Genomic DNA, 23,257 nt, shown 5'->3' with positions numbered 1-23,257 from the left:
GCTTTCCGCAGTGGTCGAGGGGACGAGGCGCCTGCCGGGAGGCTATACTTGGCGGCCCGTCAGCACTCGCAGGGAGTGGCACTCAATGGTCCAGCAAACACTCCGGCAAGTCTTCGGCTACGACGATTTTCGTCCCGGCCAGCGGCCAGTGATCGAGGCCGTGATGGCCGGCCGCTCGGCGGCGGCCATCTTCCCCACCGGCTCGGGAAAGTCGCTCTGCTACCAGCTTCCCGCCCTGCACCTGCCCCACCTGACCCTGGTGATCTCGCCGCTGCTGGCGCTGATGCAGGACCAGCTTGCCTTCCTGAACCGCCACGACATTGCCGCTGCCAGCATCGACTCGGGGCAGAGCCGAGATGAGGCCGCGGCGGTGATGGCAGCGGTCGAGCGTGGCGAGATACGCATCCTGATGATCTCGGTGGAACGCCTCAAGAACGAGCGCTTCCGCGCCTTCATTCGCCGAGTGCCGATATCATTGATGGTGGTCGACGAGGCGCACTGTATCTCCGAATGGGGCCACAACTTTCGTCCCGACTACCTCAAGCTGCCCGACTACCAGCGTGAGTTCGCGATTCCCCAGGCGCTGTTGCTCACTGCCACGGCCACCCCCAGGGTCATCGATGACATGTGCGAACGCTTCACCATCGCGGCAGGCGACGTCACCGCGACCGGCTTCTATCGCGAGAACCTGGACCTGGCGGTGGCCCCGGTCCCCGCGGATTCGCGCCATCGGGCGCTGGCGAGCTGGCTGCAGCAACAACGTGTGCAGCAACAACGTGGCGACGGCTCGCCCTTCCCCACCATCATCTACGTCACCCTGCAACAGACCGCCGAGCGCCTGGCCGCCTATCTGGGCAAGGCCGGCATTAGCGCCACCGCCTACCACGCCGGCCTGGATGCCGAGAAACGCGAGGCGATCCAGCGCGACTTCATGTCCGGTCACAGTGACTGCATCGTCGCCACCATCGCCTTCGGCATGGGCATCGACAAGGCCGACATCCGTGCGGTCGTGCACTTCGACCTGCCCAAGTCGATCGAGAACTACAGTCAGGAGATCGGCCGAGCCGGACGCGACGGCAGGCCCTCCAGCTGCCTGATGCTGGCCGGCCACGACACCCTGGGGGTGCTGGAGACCTTCGTCTACGGGGACACCCCGGAGCATCACGGCATCCGCCGCGTCATCGATGAGCTGCGGGGTGCGGGGCCTCACTGGGAGCTGACGCTCAACACCCTCTCCCAGCACGCCAATATACGACCGCTACCGCTCAAGACCCTGCTGGTACAGCTTGAACTGCGTGGCATCATTCGCCCACGACACGCCTATTTCGCCGACTACCGCTTCAAGCTGCTGTGCGAGCCCGAGAACCTGGTGGCCCGCTTCCAGGGCGAACGCCAGGCCTTCGTACAGGCGATCCTCGATGCTTCCCACAAGGCCCGCACCTGGCACGACCTGGACTTCACCCGCCTTGAGGCGCTGGGCCGGGAGCGCGGCCTGGATACCACCCGCAGCCGGGTCATCACCGCGCTTGACTACTTCGTCGACAAGGGCTGGCTCGAGCTGCAGAGCCGCCAGCTCACCGAGGTCTTCGAGGTACTGAGTCCCGATATACCCCCCCAGGCGCTGAGCAACGAGCTCCATGACTACTTTCGCGAGAAGGAAGCCGCCGAGATCGCCCGCCTGCATGCCATGCTCGAACTCTTCGAGAGCGAGCGCTGCCTGAGCCGTCGCCTGGCCGAGTGGTTCGGCGATGACCGGGCCCCCGAGCATTGCGGCCACTGTTCGGCATGCCGTGGCCAACCCGCGCGACTCCCCCAGGGGCCCGAGCGTGAACCGCTGTCGACCCGCCAGCCAGACGCGCTGCTCGGCGAGCTCCGGCAACGCCTGGTTGATCAGGGGGACGATCACCCCGTAACGCCGGACCTGCTGGCACGCTTTCTATGCGGCATCACCACCCCTCTTTTCACCCGGATCAAGGCAAGGCAGCTGCCGGGATTCGGCGCCCTCGAGGGCTACCCCTATGCCGACGTGCGCGACTGGGTCTCGCACCGCCCGGCTTGACGGCCTGGCGCGGGTGCACGACCTTGCGAAGTGAACCATCGTTCCTGGAGGAGACGCCATGAGCCAGCTTTCTCAACAGGCCTGCGAGGCCTGCCGCAGCGACGCGCCACGGGCCACGGAGGAGGAGATCGAGAGGCTCGGCGCCGAGCTGCCCGAGTGGCAGATCGTCGAGCGCGATGGCATCATGAAGCTCGAGCGGGTCTTTGCCTTTTCCGATTTCCAGCAGGCGCTGGCCTTCACCCAGCGTGTCGGCGAGCTCGCCGAACAGGCGAATCATCACCCGGCCCTGCTGACCGAATGGGGCCGGGTCACCGTGACCTGGTGGTCACACAAGATCAAGGGCCTGCACCGCAACGACTTCATTCTTGCCGCCAGAACCGACGAGGTAGCGAAATAAATGTTCGAACACATTGAGCGGGTTCCCGGGGATGCCATCCTCGGTCTGATCGAGGCCTTCAAGAAGGACACCAACCCTCAGAAGGTCGATCTCGGCGTCGGCGTCTACAAGGATGCCCAGGGCACGACCCCGGTAATGCGCGCCGTCAAGGAAGCCGAGGCCCTGCTGCTCAAGAACGAGACCACCAAGACCTACATCGGCTCTCACGGCGCGCCGGCGTACGGCCAGGCGGTGCTGCCCATGGTGCTGGGCGAGGGGTCGCCGGTGCTCGAGGCCGGTCGTGCCAGCGCGACCCAGTCGCCCGGCGGCACCGGCGCCCTGCGGCTGGCGGCGGACTTTATCGCCAACCAGCTGCCCGGCAAGGACGTCTGGGTCAGCGACCCGACCTGGCCCAACCACCTGGGCATCTTCCCGGCCGCCGGCCTGACGCTGCACAAGTACCCCTATGTAGATGCCGAGAACCGACTGGACTTCGACGGCATGCTTGGCGCGCTAAAGCAGATTCCGGAAGGCGACGTGGTACTGCTGCACGCCTGCTGTCATAACCCCACAGGCTTCGACCTGTCCCAGGCCCAGTGGCAGCAGGTGCTGGAAGTCGTTCGCGAGCGCAGTCTGCTGCCGCTGGTCGACTTCGCCTACCAGGGCTTCGGCGAGGGCCTGGACGAGGACGCCTATGGGGTGCGCCTGCTGGCGGAGAACCTCGATGAGGTGATCATCACCAGCTCCTGCTCCAAGAACTTCGGCATCTACTGCGAGCGTACCGGCTGCCTCATCATGGTCGCCCGGAACGCCGAGCAGATGGAGAACGTGCGCTCACAGGTCGCCATCGTGGCCCGCGAAAACTACTCCAACCCGCCGGCCCATGGCGGCGCCATCGTCAGCGAGATCCTGCACTCCGCGGAGCTCGCCGCCCTCTGGCGCGAGGAGCTCACCGAGATGCGTGATCGCATCAACACCCTGCGCCGCGATTTCGTCGAGGCCCTCAAGCCCTACGGCCTGGACGAGAAGTACGCCTGCGTGGCCGAACAGCGCGGCATGTTCAGTTACACCGGCCTGACACCGGAACAGGTCGACCGTCTGCGCGACGAGTTCGGCATCTACATGGTGCGCTCCGGCCGGGCCAACGTGGCCGGCTTCTCCCATGAGAACCTGCCCTACCTGGCCAAGGCGATCGCGGCGGTCAACTGATCGACACCGCCTCAGCCAGTTCAGACGCCCGGGCCCTGCCCGGGCGTCTGCATTTCGGGTAGACTTCGCGCCTTCGATAACCATCGACTCGATAGCCGCCGGGGCCCGGGGCGCCGCGTGGCGTCCGTGGAACGACCGAACTTGACCAGTCAGTCAGATACAGACGAGACTGCTCTTCGGCCCTGTTCCAATAATCCGATAACCCAGAGGCTTCCCCATGGCGGCTCCCCCCGTGCATCACTCGGTCCATTACCCCTGGTACAAGAAGGAGGACACCGACGCCTTCTTCGCCCTGTTCCAGAACAATATCGCCAACTTCGTGATCATCGCCATCACCATGCTCGGCATGGACTTCCCGGCGTCGATCGTCTTCGGCCAGGTCCTGCCCGGTGCCGCCGTGGCGGTGATGGTCGGCAACTTCTACTACGCCTGGAGCGCTGCCCGCCTGGCGCGCAAGGAGAACCGTGCCGATGTCACCGCGCTCTCCTACGGTATCTCCACCCCGGTGATGTTCGTCTTCCTGTTCGGCGTGCTGCTGCCCGCCAAGCAGCTCACCGGCGATGCCGAACTGGCCTGGAAGGTGGCGGTGGCCGCCTGCTTCATCAGCGGGGCGATCGAGGCGATCATCAGCCTGATCGGCCGCTGGGTCCAGCACCATCTACCCCGAGCCGCCATGCTGGGCGCCGTGGCGGGGGTGGCGCTGACCTTCATCGCCGGCGAGATGCTGTTCAAGACCCTGGAGATGCCGGTGATCGGCCTGCTGGTGCTGGCGATCATCATCGTAGGCCTGGTGGCCAGGGTGGCGATGCCTCTGCGACTGCCCACCTCGCTGTTCGCCATCGTGGTGGGGACCGCCATGGCCTACCTGATCGGCGATGCGGGTGGCGAGCGCTTCAGCGATGCCTTCACCCATCTCGGCTTCTATCCGCTACTGCCCAACCTGGCCTGGCTGGAGGGGCTGGGGCTACTGTTCACCGGCATGCTGGCGGTGCTCACCGTGGTGCTGCCCATCACCCTGTACAACGCCATCGAGACCATGAATAACGTCGAGGCCATGGAGGCCGCCGGCGACAAGTATGATGTGCGCGAATGCCAGGCGGTGGACGGCGTGGGCACCATGCTCGGCGCCCTGTTCGGCGGCGTCTTTCCCACCACCGTCTATATCGCCACGGTGGGCGCCAAGTGGATGGGCGCCGGCCGCGGCTACAGCCTTCTCAACGGTGCCGTCTACGCCCTGGCCACCATGTTCGGCCTAATCGCTGCCCTCGCCGCCATCATTCCGGTATCGGTGGTCGCCCCCATCCTGGTATTCGTCGGCATGTCGATGATCGCCACCGCCTTCCAGTCCAATGACACTCGCTACTATCCGGCGGTGGCGCTGGCCATGCTGCCCTACTTTGCCAACTACGTGATGACTCGCTTCAACCGCGCCGCCGAGGAAACCGTGTCCGGCATCTCCAGTGGGGTGGTTCCCCTGGGCCAAGGCGCCATGTTCACGGCAATCCTCCTCGGTGCCATGACCGTGTCGGTGATCGACCACCAGTTCCGCCGCGCCGCCGCCTTCGCCGCCGTGGCCGCGGGTTTCTCCTTCGTGGGGCTGATGCACGCGCCGAAGCTCGCCATCAATGCAGCGGGAGACTACACCCTCGGCTACGTGGTGATGGGCGTCCTGTTCCTCTACTTCGCCTGGCAGGAGCAACGCCAGGCGGCGAACCACCCCGCGGCCCCGGGTCGCTGAGCGTTATCGACGCCCCCAGACGACTCGCCCCGCCATCTGGCGGGGCGAGTCGTTCATGATGGCAAAGGCTCTGGAGGCGATATCACTTCCAGAAGTCGCGAATCGACGCGACCCCCTGAGCCCCGACGGCGCGCGCATGATTGGCATCATGACGTGTCATGCCCCCCAGCGCGAAGACGGGCATGGTGGCACGCTCCACCAGCTCCTGAAAATCATGCCACCCCACTGGCGGCACATCGGGGTGTGACGGCGTGGTACGTAGCGGCGAGAGGGTCACGAAGTCACAACCGAGCCTGCCAGCCTGAACGAGCTGTTCGCGATCATGGGTGGAGGCAGAGAGCCATTTGCCCTCGGCGATGGGGCGGCGCTCCAGCTGCATCAGGCGTTCACTGGTCAGGTGGATACCGTCGGCATCCACTGCCTCGAGCAGCTCGGGGTCGCCGTTGAGCATCAGACGAGCACCATACTGCCGGCAGCGTGCCAGCGCCGATTCCGCGCGAGCCAGGTAGGCAGCCCTGTCCAGCTGCTTGGCGCGCAGCTGCACCAGGCGTACCCCATCCTCCACCAGGGCGCGTTCGAGACGCTCGTCGAACAGCGCCTCATCCTCTTCCACGCCGGTGATTAGGTACTCGGTGGGCAGCATTACCGCGCGCAGGATCGGCAGATTGGCCGCCGGGAAGGGGTAATTGACCAGCTCCTCCATGGGTACCCAGCGCACCGCCTGGCCCTCGCGGCCGAAGGGTTCACCGGAGAAGTCATGGACCTGCCAGACATCCAGCAGGATATGCTTGTCGGGATACTCATGGTGGATGCGGATCAAGGGTTGAGCTCGCCGGATCTCGATGCCCAGCTCCTCGTGAAGCTCGCGCTTGAGCCCACCCAGGCCCGTTTCATAGGGCGCCAGCTTGCCGCCGGGAAACTCCCAGAGGCCACCATGATCGACATTACTGGGACGGCGCGCTATGAGCACCTCGCTGCCATCGGCGCTGATGATGGCCGCCGCCGCCACATGCACCCGTCTCTTTACCATTGCGTTCATTCGCTCTTCCAACGTATCCGCGCACGGCGGCGCGGGGTCTGTGTCTGACCGGATCTCACGGCACTGACCGTGTTCCAGCCTAGCTGCGGTAGTCGGCGTTGATGCTGACATAGTCGTGGGAGAGATCGGTGCTCCATACCGTGGCACTCTCATCGCCGCGATCGAGGGCGATGCGGATCGGGATCTCCTCGCGCGCCATTACCGCGCTACCGGCCTCCTCGGTATAGCTCGGGGCACGCCCACCGCCCTCCACCAGCCGCACGCCACCCAGATCGATGCTTACCCGCGAGACATCGAAGTCGGCGACCGGGGCGCGTCCTACCGCCGCGAGGATGCGCCCCCAGTTGGCATCGGAGGCATGTAACGCGGTCTTGACCAGGGGCGAATTGGCCACGGTAAAGGCCACATCGAGGGCCTCCTTTCGGCTGGTGGCGCCGTCGACCCGGAGGGTGACGAACTTGGTGGCACCCTCACCGTCACGCACGATCGCCTGAGCCAGCTCGATCATCACTTGTTGCAGGCCGGCGCGGAAGGTGGCGAGCGCGCTCTCCCCTTCAATCACCGGGCCTTGCTGGGTGCTGATCAGCACGCAGGCGTCGTTGGTGGAGGTATCCCCATCGACGGTGATGCAGTTGAAGGAGTGGTCCACGGCCTCGCGCAGCAGGCTGTCGAGCAGCGACTGATCGAGGCTAGCATCGGTGGCCACGAAGGCCAGCATGGTCGCCATGTTGGGCTGGATCATCCCCGAACCCTTGGCAATTCCGTTGATGACCACCTTGTCACCCGAGATATCGAGGGTGACACTGGCTCCCTTGGGACGAGTGTCGGTCGTCAGGATGCCCTCGCCGGCCCGGAACCAGCACTCGGCGTCGTCGCCGAGGCTGCCGATCGCGCCCGGCAGGCCGGCAAGCAGCCTCTCCATGGGGAGTGGCTCACCGATCACACCGGTAGAGAAGGGCAGCACGCACCGGGCACTCACCCCGGTCAGCCGGGCCAGTTCGGCGCAGCAGTCACGGGCGTCACGCAGGCCCGGCTCGCCGGTGCCGGCATTGGCGTTACCGGTATTGACCAGCAGATAGCGAGGCACCTCACCGCTAGCCAGGTGCTCCCGGGCCACCGTCACCGGAGCCGCACAGAAGGCATTACGGGTGAAGGCACCCGCCACCCGGGCACCCTCGGGGGCCTCGATCACCACCAGATCCCGACGACCGCTCTTCTTGATCCCCGCCATGGCGGTTCCCAGCCGAAGGCCGGAAATTGCCGGCATCGCGGGAAAGCTCGCATCACCCACTGCCATCGTCTTCTCTCCTGTTGCGTTGGTCGGAGGCAGCTATCAGCTCAGCTTGCCACAGCACTGCTTGTACTTCTTGCCGGATCCACAGGGGCATGGATCGTTGCGCCCCACCTTGGGACCTTCCCGGCGCACCGGACGCCCCTCGGATGCCGGCGCCGCCGCCTCCTGCTCACCCGTGGCGGCGTCGGGCGAGTCATGACGGCTCGCCGCGGTCGCCTTCTCGCGCTCCAGTGCCTCGCGGCGCTGACGCTCCAGCTCCTCGACCTCCTCGGGCCGCCGCACCTGCACATGACTCAGGATCCGTGTCACGTCCGCCTTGATATTGGCCAGAAGGTTCTGGAACAGCTCGAAGGCCTCACGCTTGTACTCCTGCTTGGGGTTCTTCTGCGCATAGCCGCGCAGGTGGATCCCCCGGCGCAGGTGGTCCATGGACTGCAGGTGCTCCTTCCAGCGGGTATCCAGCACCTGCAGCATCACCTGCTTCTCGAAGCGGCGCATCAGCTCGCTACCGGCCTGCTCCACCTTCTCTTCGTAGGCCTCACGGTGCAGGGCCTGCAGGCGCTCGCGCAGCTGTTCCTCATGGAAGCGCTCATCCTCCTCGGACCACTGCACCACGGGGACATCCAGGTTGAACTCCGACTTGAGGTACTCCTGGAGGCCGGCCAGGTCCCACTGTTCGGGCAGACTCTGGGGCGGCACATAGTCGCTGATCGCGAGATCCATGACCTCCTCGCGAATACCCGCTACTGCGGCAGAGACTTGTTCGGCGGCGAGCACTTCGTTGCGTTGCTCGTAGATCACGCTGCGCTGATCGTTGGCCACGTCGTCATACTCGAGCAGCTGCTTGCGGATATCGAAGTTGCGACTCTCGACCTTCTTCTGGGCGCGCTCCACCGCATTTGAGACCATCTTGTGCTCGATCGCCTCACCGTGCTCCAGGCCGAGGGCCTTCATCATGCGCTGTACCCGGTCAGAGCCAAACAGGCGCATCAGGCTGTCTTCCAGTGACAGGAAGAAGCGGGTCGAGCCCGGGTCGCCCTGTCGGCCGGCGCGCCCGCGTAGCTGGTTATCGATGCGGCGCGACTCGTGGCGCTCGGAGCCAATCACGTGCAACCCACCGGCCGCCAACACGGCTTCATGGCGCTGCTGCCACTCGGACTTGAGCTGCTCGACCTGCGCGGCAGTGGGGTTCTCGAGCTTGGCCGCCTCCGCCTCCCAGTTGCCACCGAGAACGATATCGGTGCCACGACCGGCCATGTTGGTGGCGATGGTGATGGCTCCGGGGCGTCCGGCCTGGGCGATGATCTCGGCTTCGCTCTGGTGCTGCTTGGCGTTGAGGACATTGAAGGCGAGGCCTGCCCGCTTCATCAGGTTGGCCAGGTACTCCGAGGTCTCGATGGAGGCGGTACCCACCAGCACCGGCCTGCCCGCCCCGGTCTCGGTCTTGACGTCCTCGATGATCGCCTCGAACTTCTCCTCGGCGGTGAGATAGACCAGATCGTTGAGATCGCGGCGGACCAATGGCTTGTTGGTGGGAATCACCACCACGTCGAGGCCGTAGATCTGACGGAACTCGAAGGCCTCGGTATCGGCGGTGCCCGTCATGCCCGCCAGCTTCTCGTAGAGGCGGAAGTAGTTCTGGAAGGTCGTGGAGGCGAGGGTCTGGCTCTCGCGCTGGACGGTGACCCCCTCCTTGGCCTCCACTGCCTGGTGCAACCCCTCGGACCAGCGCCGGCCGGGCATGGTACGCCCGGTATGCTCGTCGACGATCACCACCTGGCCCTCGCTGACGATATAATCGACGTCGCGATGGTAGAGATGACGGGCGCGCAGGGCCGAGTGCATATGCTGCAGCAGATTGAGGTTCTGAGCGGCATAGAGGGAGTCCTCATCGCCCAGCAGCCCCTGCTCGCGCATCAGCCCCTCGACCTTGTGGTGGCCATTCTCGGTGATCTCGACCTGCTTGTGCTTCTCGTCCAGGATAAAGTCGCCGTCGACCGGGGCATCGGTGTCTTCCGACACTTCCCCCTGAACCAGGTGCACCGCCAGCCGATCGATCACCCGGTAGAGTTCGGTGTTTTCGTCCACCGCTCCCGAGATGATCAGCGGGGTGCGCGCCTCATCGATCAGGATCGAGTCCACCTCATCGACGATGGCGTAGTGCAGGCCGCGCTGGACCTTCTCCTCCAGGGAGAACGCCATGTTGTCCCGCAGATAGTCGAAGCCGAACTCGTTGTTGGTGCCGTAGGTGATGTCGCAGGCGTAGGCGGCACGCTTCTCTTCGGGGGTCTGGCCGGCATAGATGACACCGACGCTGAGTCCGAGATACTCATAGAGAGGACGCATCCACTGGGCATCACGTCGCGCCAGGTAATCGTTGACGGTGACGACATGCACCCCCTTGTCGGGCAGGGCATTGAGATAGACCGCCAGGGTCGCCACCAGGGTCTTGCCCTCCCCGGTCTTCATCTCCGCGATGCGCCCATTGTGAAGCGTCATGCCGCCGATCATCTGAACATCGAAGTGGCGCATGCCCATGACGCGCTTGCCCGCCTCTCGCACCGTGGCGAAGGCCTCGGGCAGCAGGGCATCCAGTGACTCGCCTTCGGCGAGGCGCTCGCGGAAGGCTTCGGTGCGCGCCTTCAAGGCTGCATCATCGAGCCCACCGAGCTCGCTCTCGAGAACATTGACGCGCTCGACCTGGCGGCTCATGCGCTTGACTTCGCGGTCGTTCTTGGAGCCGACGACCTTGCGTAACAGGGAATTGATCATTGAGAGTCCGTCATCTGCGTATGGCATGGCGCCAACCGCCGGTGCGGTCGGCCATATTCAAGAATTCAGCATGTCCACGCAGAGGGAGGGCCGCGGCGGGTCAGGACATCGTGGTCAGCGGTCGCCTGGGTCACTGTCACGGGAGTGGCCGCCGGGGAGCCAGCCGGCAAAAGGGTGGATTGTCGCACCAGGGGCCACCACCCTCGCCTGCGTCGACGAGCCTTGAGCCGCGAGCTGGCACGAATCATGGCGGGCGCGAGAATGCACACCTGCACCAGTCGCTCGGCCTGACGGGCCAGATCCCCCTGGGCAAGGCCCGCGGGCAACAGGCATCCCACCAGCAGGCCCGCCAACCACCAGCGGGCGTGACGCCGCGCTGGAGCGGGCCTGGCGAATACGGCAGGCGAGTGGCTGAGGGTCACGGCCATGCTGTCGAGAAGCTCCCGGCGTGCTAGTCTGACGGGCGCTACCGGCCCATTGCATGTATCGTCTGGCCCGCCTGATGCGGGACGAGAGAGTCAAGCCCATGAGTATAAAGGTTAAGCGCTTTCGCGCCCAGCCCATGTCCCAGCTACTGGGCGGACGCGGCGAGCTCGGCTCATTGATGCGAATGGCGAGAATGATCGATCTCGCCCAGTCGCACCTGCGCGCCCATCTCCCCGAGGAGCTGGCTGAACACCTGCATGTCGGGGGCTTTCGAGACGGCCGACTTACCTTGATTGCCGACGGGGCCGCCTGGTTGACGCGACTTCGCTATGAGCAGCCGCGACTCCTGGAGCTGCTGCACCAGCTGCCGGGCTTCGAGGCAGTGAGCGGATTCACTCTGAAGGTCAGGCCGGTACGTCCGCCCCGGAGACCACTTCGCCAGGTGCGCCACCTGCCAGCCCGCGCCGCCGACGAGATCTCCAGCTGCGCCGCCGACACCGACGACCCGAGACTGCGATGCGCCCTCGAGCGACTGGCCTCCCATGCCGAACGTGAGCCGTAAGCCAGGCCGACTCCCGAAATCAGCGCCCGGCAAGCGAGAAAGGCCCGCCAGATACCTGGCGGGCCTTTCTCCTGATGCTTACCGATAGCCGCTCCCGGCGAATGCCGGAAGATCAGGCCATAGCGGGCGCCGCGAAGGAGATCGGGGCGACCTCGCTTTCTTCCTCGAAGGTGACGATTTCATAACTATCGGGCTGATCCAGCAAGGCGCGGCATAGCTGGTTGTTCAACGCGTGTCCGGACTTCACACCATGGAATTCGCCGATCAGGCTATAGCCCAGCTGATAGAGGTCACCGATGGCATCGAGCACCTTGTGCTTGACGAACTCATCGTCGTAACGCAAACCGCCTTCGTTGACGATCCGGTAGTCGTCGACGACGATGGCGTTATCCAGGCTGCCGCCCAGCGCGAGGTTGTTGGAGCGCAGGTACTCCAGGTCACGCATGAAGCCGAAGGTCCGCGCCCGGGATACCTCCTTGACGAAGGAGGTGGTGGAGAAGTCCACCATCGCGGTCTGGGTCTGGCTCTCGAACACCGGGTGATCGAAGTCGATGGAGAAGCCAACCTTGAAGCCCTTGTGAGGACGGAAGGTCGCCTGCTTGTCGCCATCACTCACCGTCAGCTCTCGCTTGATGCGGATGAACTTCTTGGCGGCATTCTGCTCGCTGATACCGGCAGACTGGATCAGGAACACGAAGGGGCCGGCACTACCATCCATGATCGGCACTTCCGCGGCGCTGAGGTCCACATAGGCGTTGTCGATGCCGAGACCGGCGAACGCCGACATCAAGTGTTCGACGGTGGCGACCTTGGCCCCGTCATGGGTCAGGGCGGTGCACAGGGTGGTATCGGTCACCAGCGCCGCGCGTGCCGGAATCTGCACCTCGGGGTCCAGGTCGGTGCGCACGAAGACGATACCGGTATCCACGGGCGCCGGCCGCAGGGTCATGTAGACCTTCTTGCCGGAGTGCAGGCCGACGCCGGTGGCGCGGATGACGTTCTTCAGGGTGCGTTGTCTGATCATGGGCAGTTGCCAGGCGGTTATCGGATTATCAAACACCGTTCACTATAGCACCAAACGAGCGTTTCAACAAAGAAAGCTCGTTCGGTGCGATACCATGGGTCCGATAGTCTGCCTCAATCGGCCTGGCGACGCAGAAACGCCGGTATATCGAGATAATCATCCAGCTCCTGGGAGCGGCGCTTCTCGGCTCGCGGCTTGGGGGCCTCCTCTGACTCGGCTCGCGGGGCGGCCGCGGTGGCCTGACGGGAAGCGATGCCCGGCTGACTGCGGCGATAGTCGCTGCCCGTCTCGGCACGCTTGGCACCCTCACGGCTCGCCGCCTTCTGCGGCTGACCATCGAGGCCGGCGGCCACCACGGTGACACGCAGTTCATCGGTCATCTCCATATCGATGGAGGTGCCGACCACGATGGTGGCATCCTGTGAGGCGAACTCCTGAACGGTGGCCCCCACGTCGTTGAACTCGCCGATGGAGAGGTCGGGGCCCGCCGTGATATTGACCAGGATACCGCGAGCACCATGCAGGTCGATATCCTCAAGCAGCGGGCTGCGAATGGCCTTCTCGGCCGCCTCGCGGGCACGGTTCTCGCCGGTGGCGCCGCCGGTACCCATCATCGCCATGCCCATCTCGGACATTACGGTGCGCACATCGGCAAAGTCGACGTTGATGATCCCCGGGCTGGTGATCAGCTCGGCGATCCCCTGTACCGCGCCCAGCAGCACGTCGTTGGCGGCGCTGAAGGCGGTCAGCAGGCTGGCACTCTTGCCCAGCACCGACAGCAGCTTCTCGTTGGGGATGGTGATCAGGGAGTCGACATGCTCGGAGAGCTCGCGCATCCCTTCCTCGGCGGCGCGCATGCGCTTGGGTCCCTCGAAGGGGAAGGGCCGTGTCACCACCGCCACGGTGAGGATACCCAGCTCCTTGGCGACCTGAGCAACCACTGGCGCTCCACCGGTGCCCGTACCGCCGCCCATTCCGGCGGTGATGAAGACCATGTCGGCGCCCTCGAGAAGCTCGGCGATGCGTTCACGATCCTCCATCGCCGCCTGACGCCCGACCTCCGGGTTGGCTCCCGCTCCCAACCCCTTGGTAATCTCGTTGCCGAGCTGCAGCACGGTCTTGGCTGCCACCCGCTTGAGGGCCTGGGCATCGGTATTGGCGCAGATGAACTCGACGCCCTCGATGCTGCTCTCGACCATATGATTGACGGCATTGCCACCGCCGCCGCCAACGCCGATCACCTTGATGACCGCGCTGCTTGAGGGTGCGCTATCTACCAGTTCGAACATTTGCCCCGTCTCCTGAACCGCCGCCGGCGATCCTGTCAGAAATTTCCTTTCAACCAGCCCTTTAGCCTCGCCAGCGCCGAGGGACCCTGCCTGTCACCGCGACGAGCGGTCTCCTCGCGCCGGGGCTGTGCGGACATCATGCTGCCCTGTGCCTCACGACCGTGCCCTTGCCGTGTCTCTTGTAGAGCGTAATGTAACAAACCGACTCCGGTCGAATAAATCGGGTTGCGCACCACGTCGGCCAGCCCTCGCACATTCTGGGGGCAGGCGATGCGCACCGGCATATGGAAGATCTCCTCGGCCAGTTCCACCACGCCTTCCATGCGTGCGGTGCCCCCGGTCAGGACCACGCCGGCTGCCACCAGGTCCTCGTAGCCGCTGCGACGCAGCTCATCACGGATCAGGGTGAACAGCTCCTCGTAACGTGGCTCGACCACCTCGGCCAGGGCCTGGCGGGAGAGGTCCCGCGCCGGACGATCACCGACGCTGGGCACCTTGATCATCTCGTCGCTGGCGGCCAGCTGGGTCAGTGCACAAGCGTACTTGACCTTGATCTCTTCGGCGTGCTGGGTCGGTGTGCGCAGCGCCATGGCGATATCGTTGGTGACCTGATCCCCGGCAATCGGTATCACTGCGGTGTAGCGTATCGCACCCTCGGTGAACACGGCGATATCGGTGGTACCACCGCCGATGTCGACCATGCACACGCCAAGCTCACGCTCATCCTCGGTGAGCACCGCCATGCTGGAAGCAAGTTGCTCGAGAATGATGGCATCGACCTCCAGGCCGCAGCGGCGCACGCACTTCTCGATATTCTGCACGGCGTTGAGAGCGGCGGTGACCAGGTGGACGCGGGCCTCGAGACGCACACCGGACATGCCCAGCGGCTCGCGGATGCCACCCTGGGCATCGATGGCGAACTCCTGAGGCAGCACGTGCAGCACTCGCTGCCCCTCGGAAATGGCTCGCGCACGGGCCGAGTCGATCACCCGATCGATATCGGAGGGAGTGACCTCGCGCTCCTTGATCGCGACCACACCGTCGGAGTTCATGGAGCTGATGTGGCTACCGGCGACCCCCACATAGACGGAGTGAATGTCGCAGCCGGCCATCAGTTCCGCCTCTTCCACGGCACGCTGGATGGATTGCACCGTGGATTCGATGTTTATCACCACTCCCTTCTTCATGCCGCGAGAGGGATGCGAGCCGATACCGGCGATCTCGATGCCGCCGTCATCGGTGGGCTGACCCACGATCGCCACCACCTTGGACGTTCCGATATCCAGCCCGACTACCATATTGGACGCGTTGGATGGACCTGCCATGAGTCGGGGAGTCTCCTCGAACCTGGCCCACTCGATGGGCCTGAAACACGAAAATCAACCTGGGGGACAATTATAGGAAAAAGCTAACACCTTCCTCCACCCCGGGACCAAGTAGACCTCCCACGATACGGCGCTTTTGCCGTAAATGAAACAGGCGCATGCCCTTTGCCATGGGTGTTTCACCGGAAAAAGGGATCACCCCTCATCCGTGCCATCCTGACCGAGGGGGTCGACCTCACCATGCCATGCCACCGCGACCCCGTTCGGGTATCGCAGATCGATGTAACGAATATGCGACGCCTGCCGTTCGAGTTGTCGACGCCATGCAGCGGTAAGGCGCGCCAGCCTCCCCTCCCGATCGCCGCGACCCAGCATCACCCAGACACCATCATTGAGCTGGAAGCGCCAGGCGCCTCGCGGCTCAAGACGAAGCTGAGTCAACTCGAGCCCCATCTCGGCGAAGCGCGTGGCGAGGCGCTCATGGTAGGCAAGCACCTCGGCACCGCTGCCCTCCGGGCCGGCGAGATCGGGCAGGCCGCCGGGGGGGGAGACCGAACCGATGGCGAAGGGCTCTCCCCGGGAGTTGAGCAGGGAGTCGTCATTCCAGCGCGCCACCGGCACCTGCTCCACCAGCTCGAGGGTCAGGGCGTTGGGCCACTCCCGGCTGACTCGCGCCTCGGCGATCCAGTCGACCGCCAGGGCCTGCTCGCGCAGCTCGGAGACATTCACCGACAGCCAGGTATGGCCGCGCAGCAGCGGCGACAGCCTGTCTCGCAGATAGTCGGCACTGACATGCTCCAGATCACCGCCGATCGACACCCGCTCGAGGGGCCTGTCGAGCCATAGCCACAAGGCCCTGCCACCGGCGCCGAACAGCACCAGCAACAGCAGCACACCCAGCCAGCCGCCGCGCTGACTCATGCCGCTCGACTCTCCAGGGTCGCGGCAAGGATACGCAATACCAGCGTCTCGAAGTCGATGCCGATATGGGCCGCCGCCTGGGGAACCAGGCTGTGGTCGGTCATGCCCGGAGAGGTGTTGACCTCGATCAGCCAGAACCTCCCATGGCCATCGCGCATCACGTCGACGCGACCCCAGCCCTCGCCCCCTACCGCGACGAAGGCGCGACGGCACAACTCACCCAGCGCGGCCTCCTCGTCGCCCTGCAACCCACAGGGCAGGTGGTAGCGAGTCTCGTCGGAAAGGTACTTGGCCTCGTAGTCGTAGAAGCCCCCGGCCGCCTCCACGCGGATCGCCGGCAGCACATCGTCGCCGAGCAGTGACACCGTGTACTCCTCTCCCTGCACGAAGCGCTCGGCCATTACCCGCGCGTCAAACTGCGCCGCCTCCTGATAGGCAGTGGCCAGTGCCTCGGCGCTCTCCACCACACTGATGCCCAGCGTCGACCCCTCATGCACCGGCTTGACGATCAACGGCAATCCCAGGCGCCTGACCACGGCCTGCCAGTCGGCATCCGGGTCCAGCATCTCGGCATCCGGCGTCGGCAGTCCCAGCGCCTGCCACACCAGTTTGGTGCGCTGTTTGTCCATGCCCAGAGCCGACCCCAGCACACCACTGCCGGTGTAGGGAATTCCCATCAGCTCGAGTGCCCCCTGCAGCGTGCCATCCTCGCCACCACGCCCATGCAGGGCGATAAACACGCGATCCGGGGCCAGTGCCTCGAGCCCCACCAGACCACCGTCAGCAGGATCATAGCCGACGGCATCGACACCGGCTCGAACCAGCGCCGAAAGCACCGCCTGCCCACTCTTCAGGGACACCTCACGCTCGGCGGAGCTACCGCCGAACAGCACCGCCACACGCCCCAGTTCCGACACCAGCGTCATAGCATCACCTCGTCGAGTGTCAGGGCCGACTCGGCCAGCGCCTGGGCGATTCCGCCGATATCACCTGCGCCCTGAGTAATCAGGATATCGCCCGGCCTCAGCACGCGACCCAGCAGTTCGGGCAGCTCCGCCTTGTCCTGCACGAAGATCGGATCGACGATACCACGCTGACGAATCGAGCCGGCCAGGGTGCGTCCGTCGGCACCGGGAATCACCGCTTCGCCGGCGCTGTAGACGTCGAGCAGCAACAGGGTGTCGACATCGCCCAGCACTCGCACGAAATCCTCGTAGAGATCACGGGTGCGAGTGTAGCGATGGGGCTGATAGAGCATCACCAGGCGGCGCTCGGGCCAGCCGGCACGCACCGCCTGTATCACCATCCCCACCTCACGCGGATGGTGGCCATAGTCGTCCACCAGCATCACCTCGCCCTCTTTCCCGGGGGTCGGCTCGCCCGTTTTCCTGAGTATCGGAAATTGGCCATGGACCTGGAAGCGGCGCCCCACTCCCTGGAAACTGGCAAGGCCTCGCAGAATGGCGGCGTCATCCACCCCGGCATCACTGGCCACGGCGATGGCAGCCAGGGCATTCAGGGCGTTGTGACGGCCAGGCATGGCCAGTTTCACCTCGAGGGGCGCCAGCCCGCCGGGGCGTCGAGCGGTGAAACGCACCTCCCCCTGCGCCTGCACGAACCCTTCGATGCCGTAGTCGGCATCCTCGCTGAAGCCATAGGTGACGAACTGGCGATTGACACGATCCAACAGGCTCCGCACATGTTCGTCATCGATGCACAGAATGGCCAGCCCGTAGAAGGGAAGGTTGTGCAGGAACTCGATGAAGGTACCCTTGAGCCGCTCGAAATCGCCGCCGTAGGTACTCATGTGATCGGCATCGATATTGGTAACGATGGATACCAGCGGCTGAAGGTGCAGGAAGGAGGCATCGGATTCATCGGCCTCGGCCACCAGGTAGTCGCCCTCCCCCAGTCGCGCGTTGGTTCCGGCACTGGTCAACCGCCCTCCGATCACGAAGGTGGGATCGAGCCCCCCCTCGCCGAGCAGCGTGGCGGTCAGGCTGGTCGTCGTGGTCTTGCCGTGGGTGCCTGCCACCGCGATGCCATGGCGGAAGCGCATCAACTCGGCAAGCATCTCGGCACGCCTGACCACCGGTACTCGATTCTCCTGCGCCCAGCGTATCTCGGGATTGGTCTCGTCCACGGCGGTGGAGACCACCACCACATCGGCACCGGCAACATGCTCGGTGGCATGACCGATGGCCACACGAACCCCGCAACCACGCAACCTGGCAACCACCGGTGACTCGCGCAGGTCGCTGCCACTGACGACGTAGCCCTGGTTGGCGAGCACCTCGGCGATGCCGCACATACCGGCCCCCCCGATGCCCACGAAGTGGATATTCCGGATGCGGCGCATGCCCAGCCCGCGGCCATGGCGATCGGGCTCGGCCTGACCGGCCATCGAATGTGATCTGCTATCGCTCAAAACCTGTCTCCATGCAGCCGGCCACCAGGCGCTCGACAGCGTCGAGATGGGCGCAGGCGCGAGCCCGCGACGCCATGGTGGCCAGGGTGTCGGGGTCAAGCAGCACCGTCAGGCGCTCGGCCAGCGTTGCTGCGGAAAGTCTGGTCTGGGGCAGCAGCTCGGCGGCCCCCTCCTCCACCAGTGCCCTGGCATTGGCGGTCTGATGATCATCCACGGCATGCGGAAAGGGCACGAACAGGGCCGGCTTGGCCGCGGCGGCAAGCTCCGCAACGGTCAGCGCGCCGGCTCGGCATACAACCAGGTCGGCCCAGGCATAGGCACAGGCCATGTCATCGATAAAGGCGGTCACCTCGGCCGAAACGTTCTGTTGCGCGTAGGTGTCTCGGGTGGTGGCATCCTTGTCTCTACCGGCCTGGTGCCACACGGCGGGACGCCGATTCTCGGGCAGACGCGCCAGTGCCGCCGGCACTGCCTCATTCAATGCCTGGGCCCCCAGGGAGCCGCCCACCACCAGCAGCCGTAGCGACCGACCGGCCATCGCGGCGGCGCTACGCGGCGCCTCGCCGAGGTGCGCGATCTCATCACGCACCGGATTGCCGATCACCTCCCCGCGGCCCTGAAAGGCCTGGGGAAAGGCGGCGTAGACCCGCCTTGCCAATCGCGCCAGGGCACGATTGGTCAGCCCGGCCACGGCATTCTGCTCATGGATCACCAGCGGCCGCCGTGACAGCCAGGCGGCGAGCCCTCCGGGCCCACTGGCGAACCCTCCCAGCCCCACGACCAGCTGGGGGTCGAAGGTACGGATCACCCGCCACGCCTGCCATACCGACCGGGTCAGGTTGAATGGCGCCAGCAGCCAGCCGGCCGCCCCATTGCCGCGCAGGCCGGCCACGGCGATTCGGTGGAGGGGAATGCCCGTCTCGGGCACGAGACGATTCTCGATGCCCCTTGGGCTGCCGAGCCATGCCACCTCCACACCACTCGCCTGCAGGCCACGGGCCAGGGAGAGAGCGGGGATCACATGGCCACCGGTACCACCGGCCATGACCAGCACTCGACGCGGGGAGGTGTGACTCATTGCTGGACTCCTTGTCTGACCAGTGATGGCGATCCCTTCGCTGCCGTTCGGGGGACCGCCGGGGAGCGGCGGCGCTGTTCACGTCGGGTCTCGATATCGACGCGCAGCAGCATCGCCACCATGCAGGTGCAGACCAGCAGGCTGGAGCCGCCGTAGCTGAGCAGTGGCAGGGTCAGCCCCTTGGTGGGCAGCATGCCACTGCTTACCGCAATATTGATAAAGGCCTGGGCACCGATCACCAGGGCGATGCCGTAGCTGAGGTAGGCGGAAAATGCCCGTCCGGCAAGCTCCGCGCGGCGCCCCACCGCCATGGCACGCCACACCAGCAGGGCGAACAGACCGATCACGCACACGGCGCCCAGCAAGCCCAGCTCCTCGGCGAGCACCGCGAACACGAAGTCGGTATGAGCCTCAGGAAGATAGAAGAGCTTCTGGACGCTGTTGCCAAGCCCCACGCCCAACCATCCGCCACGCCCGAAGGCGATAAGCGCCTGGGTCAGCTGGTAGCCACTGGCGAACTGGTCGGCCCAGGGGTCGACGAAGCTGGTCAGGCGGGCCAGGCGATAGGGCTCGGCGATGGCCAGCAGTGCCCCGCCCGCCGCCACCAGCAGCGCCAGGAACAGGAACCGCCCCCAGGGCGCGCCGGCCATCAGCAGCATGCCCATCACGCAGCCGGTCATCACCACCACCGCACCGTAGTCGGGCTCCATGATCAGCAGGACGCCATACAGGCCAAGCACCACCAGTGGACGCAGAAAGGCCCCCCAGTGGCGACGAACCTGCGGCAGGAAGCGCTCGAGATAGCCCGCCAGATAGACGATCAGGCACAGCTTGGCTATCTCGGAGGCCTGTATATTGAAGGGGATACCGGGCACCGACAGCCACCGCTTGCTGCCGTTGACCTCACGCCCCACCAGCAGGACCAGCGCCAGCAGCACTACCCCCAACAGCAGAAGCAGCGGTCCGTTGGCCCGCCACCACCCCAACGGGATGCGCAATACACCGGTCGCTACCAGCACCGCCACCGCGACGAAGAAGCCGTGACGCGCACTGAAGTACCAGGGATTGCCGGTCAGGCTCGCCGCCACCCCTGTGGAGGCGGACGTCACCATCACCCAGCCGGTCAGCAGCAGGGCAATCGCGGCCACCAGCAGCCAGCCATCGAAGGGGTGGTCGCGGGTCGAGAGGCTCTCTCGGAGTCGTGCCAGACGGCTCATGCCCCCTCCTGTGCCTGATGATGGTGAACCCAGTCACGAAAGGCATCGCCACGCGCCTGGTAATTGGCAAACTGATCGAGGCTGGCACAGGCCGGCGAGAGCAGCACGGCATCTCCCGGCTCGGCAATCGCCGCCGCTCGCGCCAGGGCGGCCGACAGGTCGGCGCTCCGGGTCACCGGCAGCGCCCCGGCGAGGGCCGCCTCGAGGCGCCCCGCATCGGTACCGAACAGGATCGCCTCGCGGCCGAAGCGGGCCAGGGGCTCGGCCAGGGGAGTAAAGTCGGCGCCCTTGCCCACGCCACCGGCCAGCAGGATCAGGCGCCCCTCGAGGGTGGGGCCGAGACCGGCGATCGCGGCGAGCGTTGCCCCCACGTTGGTCCCCTTGGAGTCATTGATCCAGCGTACGCCCCCCACTTCGGCCACCAGCTCGCTGCGATGGGGCAGACCCGAGAAGCGCTCGAGCACCCTGCGCATCGCAGGCAGCGGAAAGCCCAGCCGGTGCCCCATGGCCAGCGCCGCCAGGGCATTGGCCTGGTGGTGGCGCCCCGCCAGGCGCATGGCCGCCACAGGCATCAGCGTTCTTTCGCCGTGCATCAGCCAGTCGGCCCCGGCGTGGCTGGCCACCCCCCACTCGTTATCCAGAGGCGGCGCGACGGTAAAGCGGTCGATGACGGGAAGCTCGCCCTCGGGCCAGGTCAGGGGGTCATCGGCATTGACCACGGCGTGGTGTGCACCACGAAAGATGGCCAGCTTGGCCGCCCGGTAGCCGGGCATGTCACCGTGACGATCCAGGTGGTCCTCGGAGAGATTCAGGAAGAGTGCGCACTCGGCGCCCAGCCGCGGAGTTGTCTCGAGCTGGAAGCTGGAGAGCTCGAGCACATACAGCTCGGCATCGCCCACCTCATCCAGCAGGTCGAGGGCCGGCCTCCCCAGATTGCCCCCCACCGCCGCCTTCACACCGGACTCTTGCGCCATCTCACCCACCAGGGTCGTCACGGTGGACTTGGCATTGGAGCCGGTGATGGCGGCGATGGGTGCCGCCGCCTCACGCACGAACAGGGCGATCTCGCCCACCAGGCGCGACTCGCCGCTGGCCGGATTGACTCGCCCGGCCAGTGATTCGAGCCCGGGAGTGTGGGGATCGACTCCCGGACTCAGCACCACCTCCTCGGCCTCCATCAGGTCGAGATCCTGGAGAGGACCAAGATGCACGGCGACGCCAGGATGTGCGGCCCGGAAGTCATCCAGCCCGGGCGGCGCTTCGCGGGTATCGGCCACCATGAAGGTGACACCGCGACGCGCCAGATGGCGGCAGATCGCACGCCCGGAGAGCCCCAGCCCCACCACCAGGGTGGTGCCTGGCGGCACACGGCCCCCGGCTGCCCGAGAGGTGATCGCTGCGCGCTCCATCAACGCACCTTGAGGGTGGCCAGTCCGATCAGCACCAGCACCACGGTGATGATCCAGAAACGCACGATGACGCGGGGTTCGGGCCAGCCCTTGAGCTCATAGTGGTGGTGGAGCGGTGCCATGCGGAAGATGCGGCGGCCGGTAAGCTTGTAGGAGGCCACCTGCAGGATCACCGACACGGTCTCCATCACGAAGATGCCGCCCATGATAAACAGCACGATCTCCTGGCGGACGATCACCGCGACCACGCCGAGAGCCGCCCCCAGGGCCAGTGCCCCCACATCGCCCATGAACACCTGTGCCGGGTAGGTGTTGAACCACAGAAAGCCCAGGCCGGCTCCCGCAATGGTGGCGCAGAACACGGCGAGCTCCCCCGCGCCGGGTATCCCCGGAATCTGCAGATACTCGGCAAACACCGCATTGCCGCTGGCATAGGCGAAGATTCCCAACCCCATGGCCACCAGCACCGTCGGCATGATCGCCAGGCCATCGAGGCCATCGGTGAGATTGACCGCATTGGAGCTGCCCACGATCACCAGGTAGGCGAGCACCACATAAAAGAGGCCCAGCGGCAGCACGAACTCCTTGAACAGCGGCACGATGAGGCTGGTTTCCACCGGCGAGGCGGCGGTGGCATAGAGCAGCACCGCCGCCGCCAGGCCGATCACCGACTGCCAGAGATACTTCCAGCGTGCCGGCAGGCCACGCGGGTTCTTCTCCACCACCTTGCGGTAGTCGTCGACCCAGCCGATCGCGCCGAAGCCCAGCGTCACGGCCAACACGATCCATACATAATGGTTGGCCAGATCACCCCACAGCAGGGTGCTCACGGCAATGGCCATCAGGATCATGGCGCCCCCCATGGTCGGGGTGCCGGCCTTGGAGAGATGGGACTGAGGTCCATCGTCACGCACCGCCTGACCGATCTGTCCTTCGACCAGGCGGCGGATCATTACCGGCCCCAGCCACAGGCAGAGTACCAGTGCCGTGATGGTGGCCAGGATCATCCTCAGTGTGAGGTACTCGAAGACATTGAAGGCGCTGAAGTACTGCGCCAGAAACTCAGCCAGATAGAGAAGCATGTATCACGT

General features: G+C 65.5%; 19 protein-coding genes. 5 read left to right on the top strand and 14 right to left on the bottom strand.

Annotated elements, in window-relative coordinates; all coding sequences use genetic code 11:
* Positions 1-85 precede the first annotated feature (85 nt).
* The 4 genes from Q0894_RS00685 to Q0894_RS00670 all read left to right on the top strand — a co-directional run bounded on the left by Q0894_RS00685 (position 86) and on the right by Q0894_RS00670 (position 5,382).
* A complete protein-coding gene (locus Q0894_RS00685) occupies positions 86-2,059 on the top strand; it encodes a RecQ family ATP-dependent DNA helicase (RefSeq protein WP_299230573.1) in 1,974 nt (657 codons plus the stop codon).
* A gap of 58 nt (positions 2,060-2,117) precedes the next feature.
* Positions 2,118-2,456: a 4a-hydroxytetrahydrobiopterin dehydratase gene (locus tag Q0894_RS00680; RefSeq protein ID WP_299230571.1), complete on the top strand. Its 339-nt coding sequence runs from the start codon at positions 2,118-2,120 to the stop codon at positions 2,454-2,456.
* Positions 2,457-3,644 carry an amino acid aminotransferase gene (locus Q0894_RS00675; protein WP_299230569.1) on the top strand — a complete coding sequence of 396 codons (1,188 nt, stop codon included), beginning with the start codon at positions 2,457-2,459 and terminating at the stop codon, positions 3,642-3,644.
* A gap of 217 nt (positions 3,645-3,861) precedes the next feature.
* Complete coding sequence (locus Q0894_RS00670) at positions 3,862-5,382, top strand: NCS2 family permease (RefSeq protein ID WP_299230567.1); 1,521 nt, start codon at positions 3,862-3,864, stop codon at positions 5,380-5,382.
* A gap of 82 nt (positions 5,383-5,464) precedes the next feature.
* Here the strand turns inward: Q0894_RS00670 and Q0894_RS00665 are convergent, their stop codons facing one another.
* The 4 genes from Q0894_RS00665 to Q0894_RS00650 all read right to left on the bottom strand — a co-directional run bounded on the left by Q0894_RS00665 (position 5,465) and on the right by Q0894_RS00650 (position 10,915).
* Positions 5,465-6,412, bottom strand: a complete 948-nt coding sequence (locus tag Q0894_RS00665) for a Nudix family hydrolase (protein ID WP_299230613.1) — start codon at positions 6,410-6,412, stop codon at positions 5,465-5,467.
* Positions 6,413-6,500: 88 nt separating this feature from the next.
* Positions 6,501-7,718, bottom strand: coding sequence for a bifunctional glutamate N-acetyltransferase/amino-acid acetyltransferase ArgJ (gene argJ, locus Q0894_RS00660; RefSeq protein WP_299230565.1), 1,218 nt, complete (start codon positions 7,716-7,718; stop codon positions 6,501-6,503).
* 36 nt (positions 7,719-7,754) lie between these two features.
* On the bottom strand, positions 7,755-10,487 hold the full coding sequence (secA, locus tag Q0894_RS00655) for a preprotein translocase subunit SecA (protein ID WP_299230563.1): 2,733 nt from the start codon (positions 10,485-10,487) through the stop codon (positions 7,755-7,757).
* Positions 10,488-10,552: 65 nt separating this feature from the next.
* Positions 10,553-10,915: a hypothetical protein gene (locus Q0894_RS00650; RefSeq protein ID WP_299230561.1), complete on the bottom strand. Its 363-nt coding sequence runs from the start codon at positions 10,913-10,915 to the stop codon at positions 10,553-10,555.
* 98 nt (positions 10,916-11,013) lie between these two features.
* Between Q0894_RS00650 and Q0894_RS00645 the strand changes: the two genes are divergently transcribed.
* On the top strand, positions 11,014-11,475 hold the full coding sequence (locus Q0894_RS00645; RefSeq protein ID WP_299230559.1) for a DUF721 domain-containing protein: 462 nt from the start codon (positions 11,014-11,016) through the stop codon (positions 11,473-11,475).
* 112 nt (positions 11,476-11,587) lie between these two features.
* Here Q0894_RS00645 and lpxC read toward each other — a convergent pair whose 3' ends face one another.
* From lpxC to mraY, 10 genes are all read right to left on the bottom strand, one after another.
* Positions 11,588-12,499: a UDP-3-O-acyl-N-acetylglucosamine deacetylase gene (gene lpxC, locus Q0894_RS00640; RefSeq protein WP_299230556.1), complete on the bottom strand. Its 912-nt coding sequence runs from the start codon at positions 12,497-12,499 to the stop codon at positions 11,588-11,590.
* Between the two features lie 113 nt (positions 12,500-12,612).
* Complete coding sequence (ftsZ, locus tag Q0894_RS00635; protein ID WP_299230554.1) at positions 12,613-13,788, bottom strand: cell division protein FtsZ; 1,176 nt, start codon at positions 13,786-13,788, stop codon at positions 12,613-12,615.
* Positions 13,789-13,823: 35 nt separating this feature from the next.
* Positions 13,824-15,113: a cell division protein FtsA gene (gene ftsA / locus Q0894_RS00630; RefSeq protein WP_195689399.1), complete on the bottom strand. Its 1,290-nt coding sequence runs from the start codon at positions 15,111-15,113 to the stop codon at positions 13,824-13,826.
* Between the two features lie 195 nt (positions 15,114-15,308).
* A complete protein-coding gene (locus tag Q0894_RS00625; protein WP_299230551.1) occupies positions 15,309-16,034 on the bottom strand; it encodes a cell division protein FtsQ/DivIB in 726 nt (241 codons plus the stop codon).
* Positions 16,031-16,960: a D-alanine--D-alanine ligase gene (locus Q0894_RS00620; RefSeq protein WP_299230549.1), complete on the bottom strand. Its 930-nt coding sequence runs from the start codon at positions 16,958-16,960 to the stop codon at positions 16,031-16,033. The genes Q0894_RS00625 and Q0894_RS00620 overlap by 4 nt, the downstream gene beginning before the upstream one ends.
* Complete coding sequence (gene murC / locus Q0894_RS00615) at positions 16,957-18,438, bottom strand: UDP-N-acetylmuramate--L-alanine ligase (protein ID WP_299230611.1); 1,482 nt, start codon at positions 18,436-18,438, stop codon at positions 16,957-16,959. Before murC ends, Q0894_RS00620 begins: the two co-directional genes overlap by 4 nt.
* 13 nt (positions 18,439-18,451) lie before the next feature.
* Entirely contained in the window at positions 18,452-19,540 is a 1,089-nt protein-coding gene (gene murG / locus Q0894_RS00610) for an undecaprenyldiphospho-muramoylpentapeptide beta-N-acetylglucosaminyltransferase (RefSeq protein WP_299230547.1), read from the bottom strand.
* Entirely contained in the window at positions 19,537-20,757 is a 1,221-nt protein-coding gene (gene ftsW, locus Q0894_RS00605; protein WP_299230545.1) for a putative lipid II flippase FtsW, read from the bottom strand. The genes murG and ftsW overlap by 4 nt, the downstream gene beginning before the upstream one ends.
* Complete coding sequence (murD, locus tag Q0894_RS00600; RefSeq protein ID WP_299230543.1) at positions 20,754-22,166, bottom strand: UDP-N-acetylmuramoyl-L-alanine--D-glutamate ligase; 1,413 nt, start codon at positions 22,164-22,166, stop codon at positions 20,754-20,756. Before murD ends, ftsW begins: the two co-directional genes overlap by 4 nt.
* Positions 22,166-23,248: a phospho-N-acetylmuramoyl-pentapeptide-transferase gene (gene mraY / locus Q0894_RS00595; protein WP_299230541.1), complete on the bottom strand. Its 1,083-nt coding sequence runs from the start codon at positions 23,246-23,248 to the stop codon at positions 22,166-22,168. The genes murD and mraY overlap by 1 nt, the downstream gene beginning before the upstream one ends.
* Positions 23,249-23,257: the final 9 nt, after the last annotated feature.

It is taken from the genome of uncultured Halomonas sp. (assembly GCF_947501415.1).
GTDB lineage: Bacteria > Pseudomonadota > Gammaproteobacteria > Pseudomonadales > Halomonadaceae > Halomonas.
The sequence above is the reverse complement of the archived record's forward strand: the minus strand, read 5'-3'. Positions and strand labels throughout refer to the sequence as shown.

Excerpts from the sequence above, each read along its gene's own strand:
- lpxC (WP_299230556.1), bottom strand. The coding sequence starts at position 12,499 with ATGATCAGACAACGCACCCTGAAGAACGTCATCCGCGCCACCGGCGTC.
- Q0894_RS00685 (WP_299230573.1), top strand. The coding sequence starts at position 86 with ATGGTCCAGCAAACACTCCGGCAAGTCTTCGGCTACGACGATTTTCGT.
- argJ (WP_299230565.1), bottom strand. The coding sequence starts at position 7,718 with ATGGCAGTGGGTGATGCGAGCTTTCCCGCGATGCCGGCAATTTCCGGC.
- secA (WP_299230563.1), bottom strand. The coding sequence starts at position 10,487 with ATGATCAATTCCCTGTTACGCAAGGTCGTCGGCTCCAAGAACGACCGC.
- ftsZ (WP_299230554.1), bottom strand. The coding sequence starts at position 13,788 with ATGTTCGAACTGGTAGATAGCGCACCCTCAAGCAGCGCGGTCATCAAG.
- Q0894_RS00675 (WP_299230569.1), top strand. The coding sequence starts at position 2,457 with ATGTTCGAACACATTGAGCGGGTTCCCGGGGATGCCATCCTCGGTCTG.
- murD (WP_299230543.1), bottom strand. The coding sequence starts at position 22,166 with ATGGAGCGCGCAGCGATCACCTCTCGGGCAGCCGGGGGCCGTGTGCCG.
- Q0894_RS00625 (WP_299230551.1), bottom strand. The coding sequence starts at position 16,034 with ATGAGTCAGCGCGGCGGCTGGCTGGGTGTGCTGCTGTTGCTGGTGCTG.
- murC (WP_299230611.1), bottom strand. The coding sequence starts at position 18,438 with ATGGCCGGTCAGGCCGAGCCCGATCGCCATGGCCGCGGGCTGGGCATG.
- Q0894_RS00670 (WP_299230567.1), top strand. The coding sequence starts at position 3,862 with ATGGCGGCTCCCCCCGTGCATCACTCGGTCCATTACCCCTGGTACAAG.
- Q0894_RS00680 (WP_299230571.1), top strand. The coding sequence starts at position 2,118 with ATGAGCCAGCTTTCTCAACAGGCCTGCGAGGCCTGCCGCAGCGACGCG.
- Q0894_RS00645 (WP_299230559.1), top strand. The coding sequence starts at position 11,014 with ATGAGTATAAAGGTTAAGCGCTTTCGCGCCCAGCCCATGTCCCAGCTA.
- ftsA (WP_195689399.1), bottom strand. The coding sequence starts at position 15,113 with ATGGCAGGTCCATCCAACGCGTCCAATATGGTAGTCGGGCTGGATATC.
- ftsW (WP_299230545.1), bottom strand. The coding sequence starts at position 20,757 with ATGAGCCGTCTGGCACGACTCCGAGAGAGCCTCTCGACCCGCGACCAC.
- mraY (WP_299230541.1), bottom strand. The coding sequence starts at position 23,248 with ATGCTTCTCTATCTGGCTGAGTTTCTGGCGCAGTACTTCAGCGCCTTC.
- murG (WP_299230547.1), bottom strand. The coding sequence starts at position 19,540 with ATGAGTCACACCTCCCCGCGTCGAGTGCTGGTCATGGCCGGTGGTACC.
- Q0894_RS00665 (WP_299230613.1), bottom strand. The coding sequence starts at position 6,412 with ATGGTAAAGAGACGGGTGCATGTGGCGGCGGCGGCCATCATCAGCGCC.
- Q0894_RS00650 (WP_299230561.1), bottom strand. The coding sequence starts at position 10,915 with ATGGCCGTGACCCTCAGCCACTCGCCTGCCGTATTCGCCAGGCCCGCT.
- Q0894_RS00620 (WP_299230549.1), bottom strand. The coding sequence starts at position 16,960 with ATGACGCTGGTGTCGGAACTGGGGCGTGTGGCGGTGCTGTTCGGCGGT.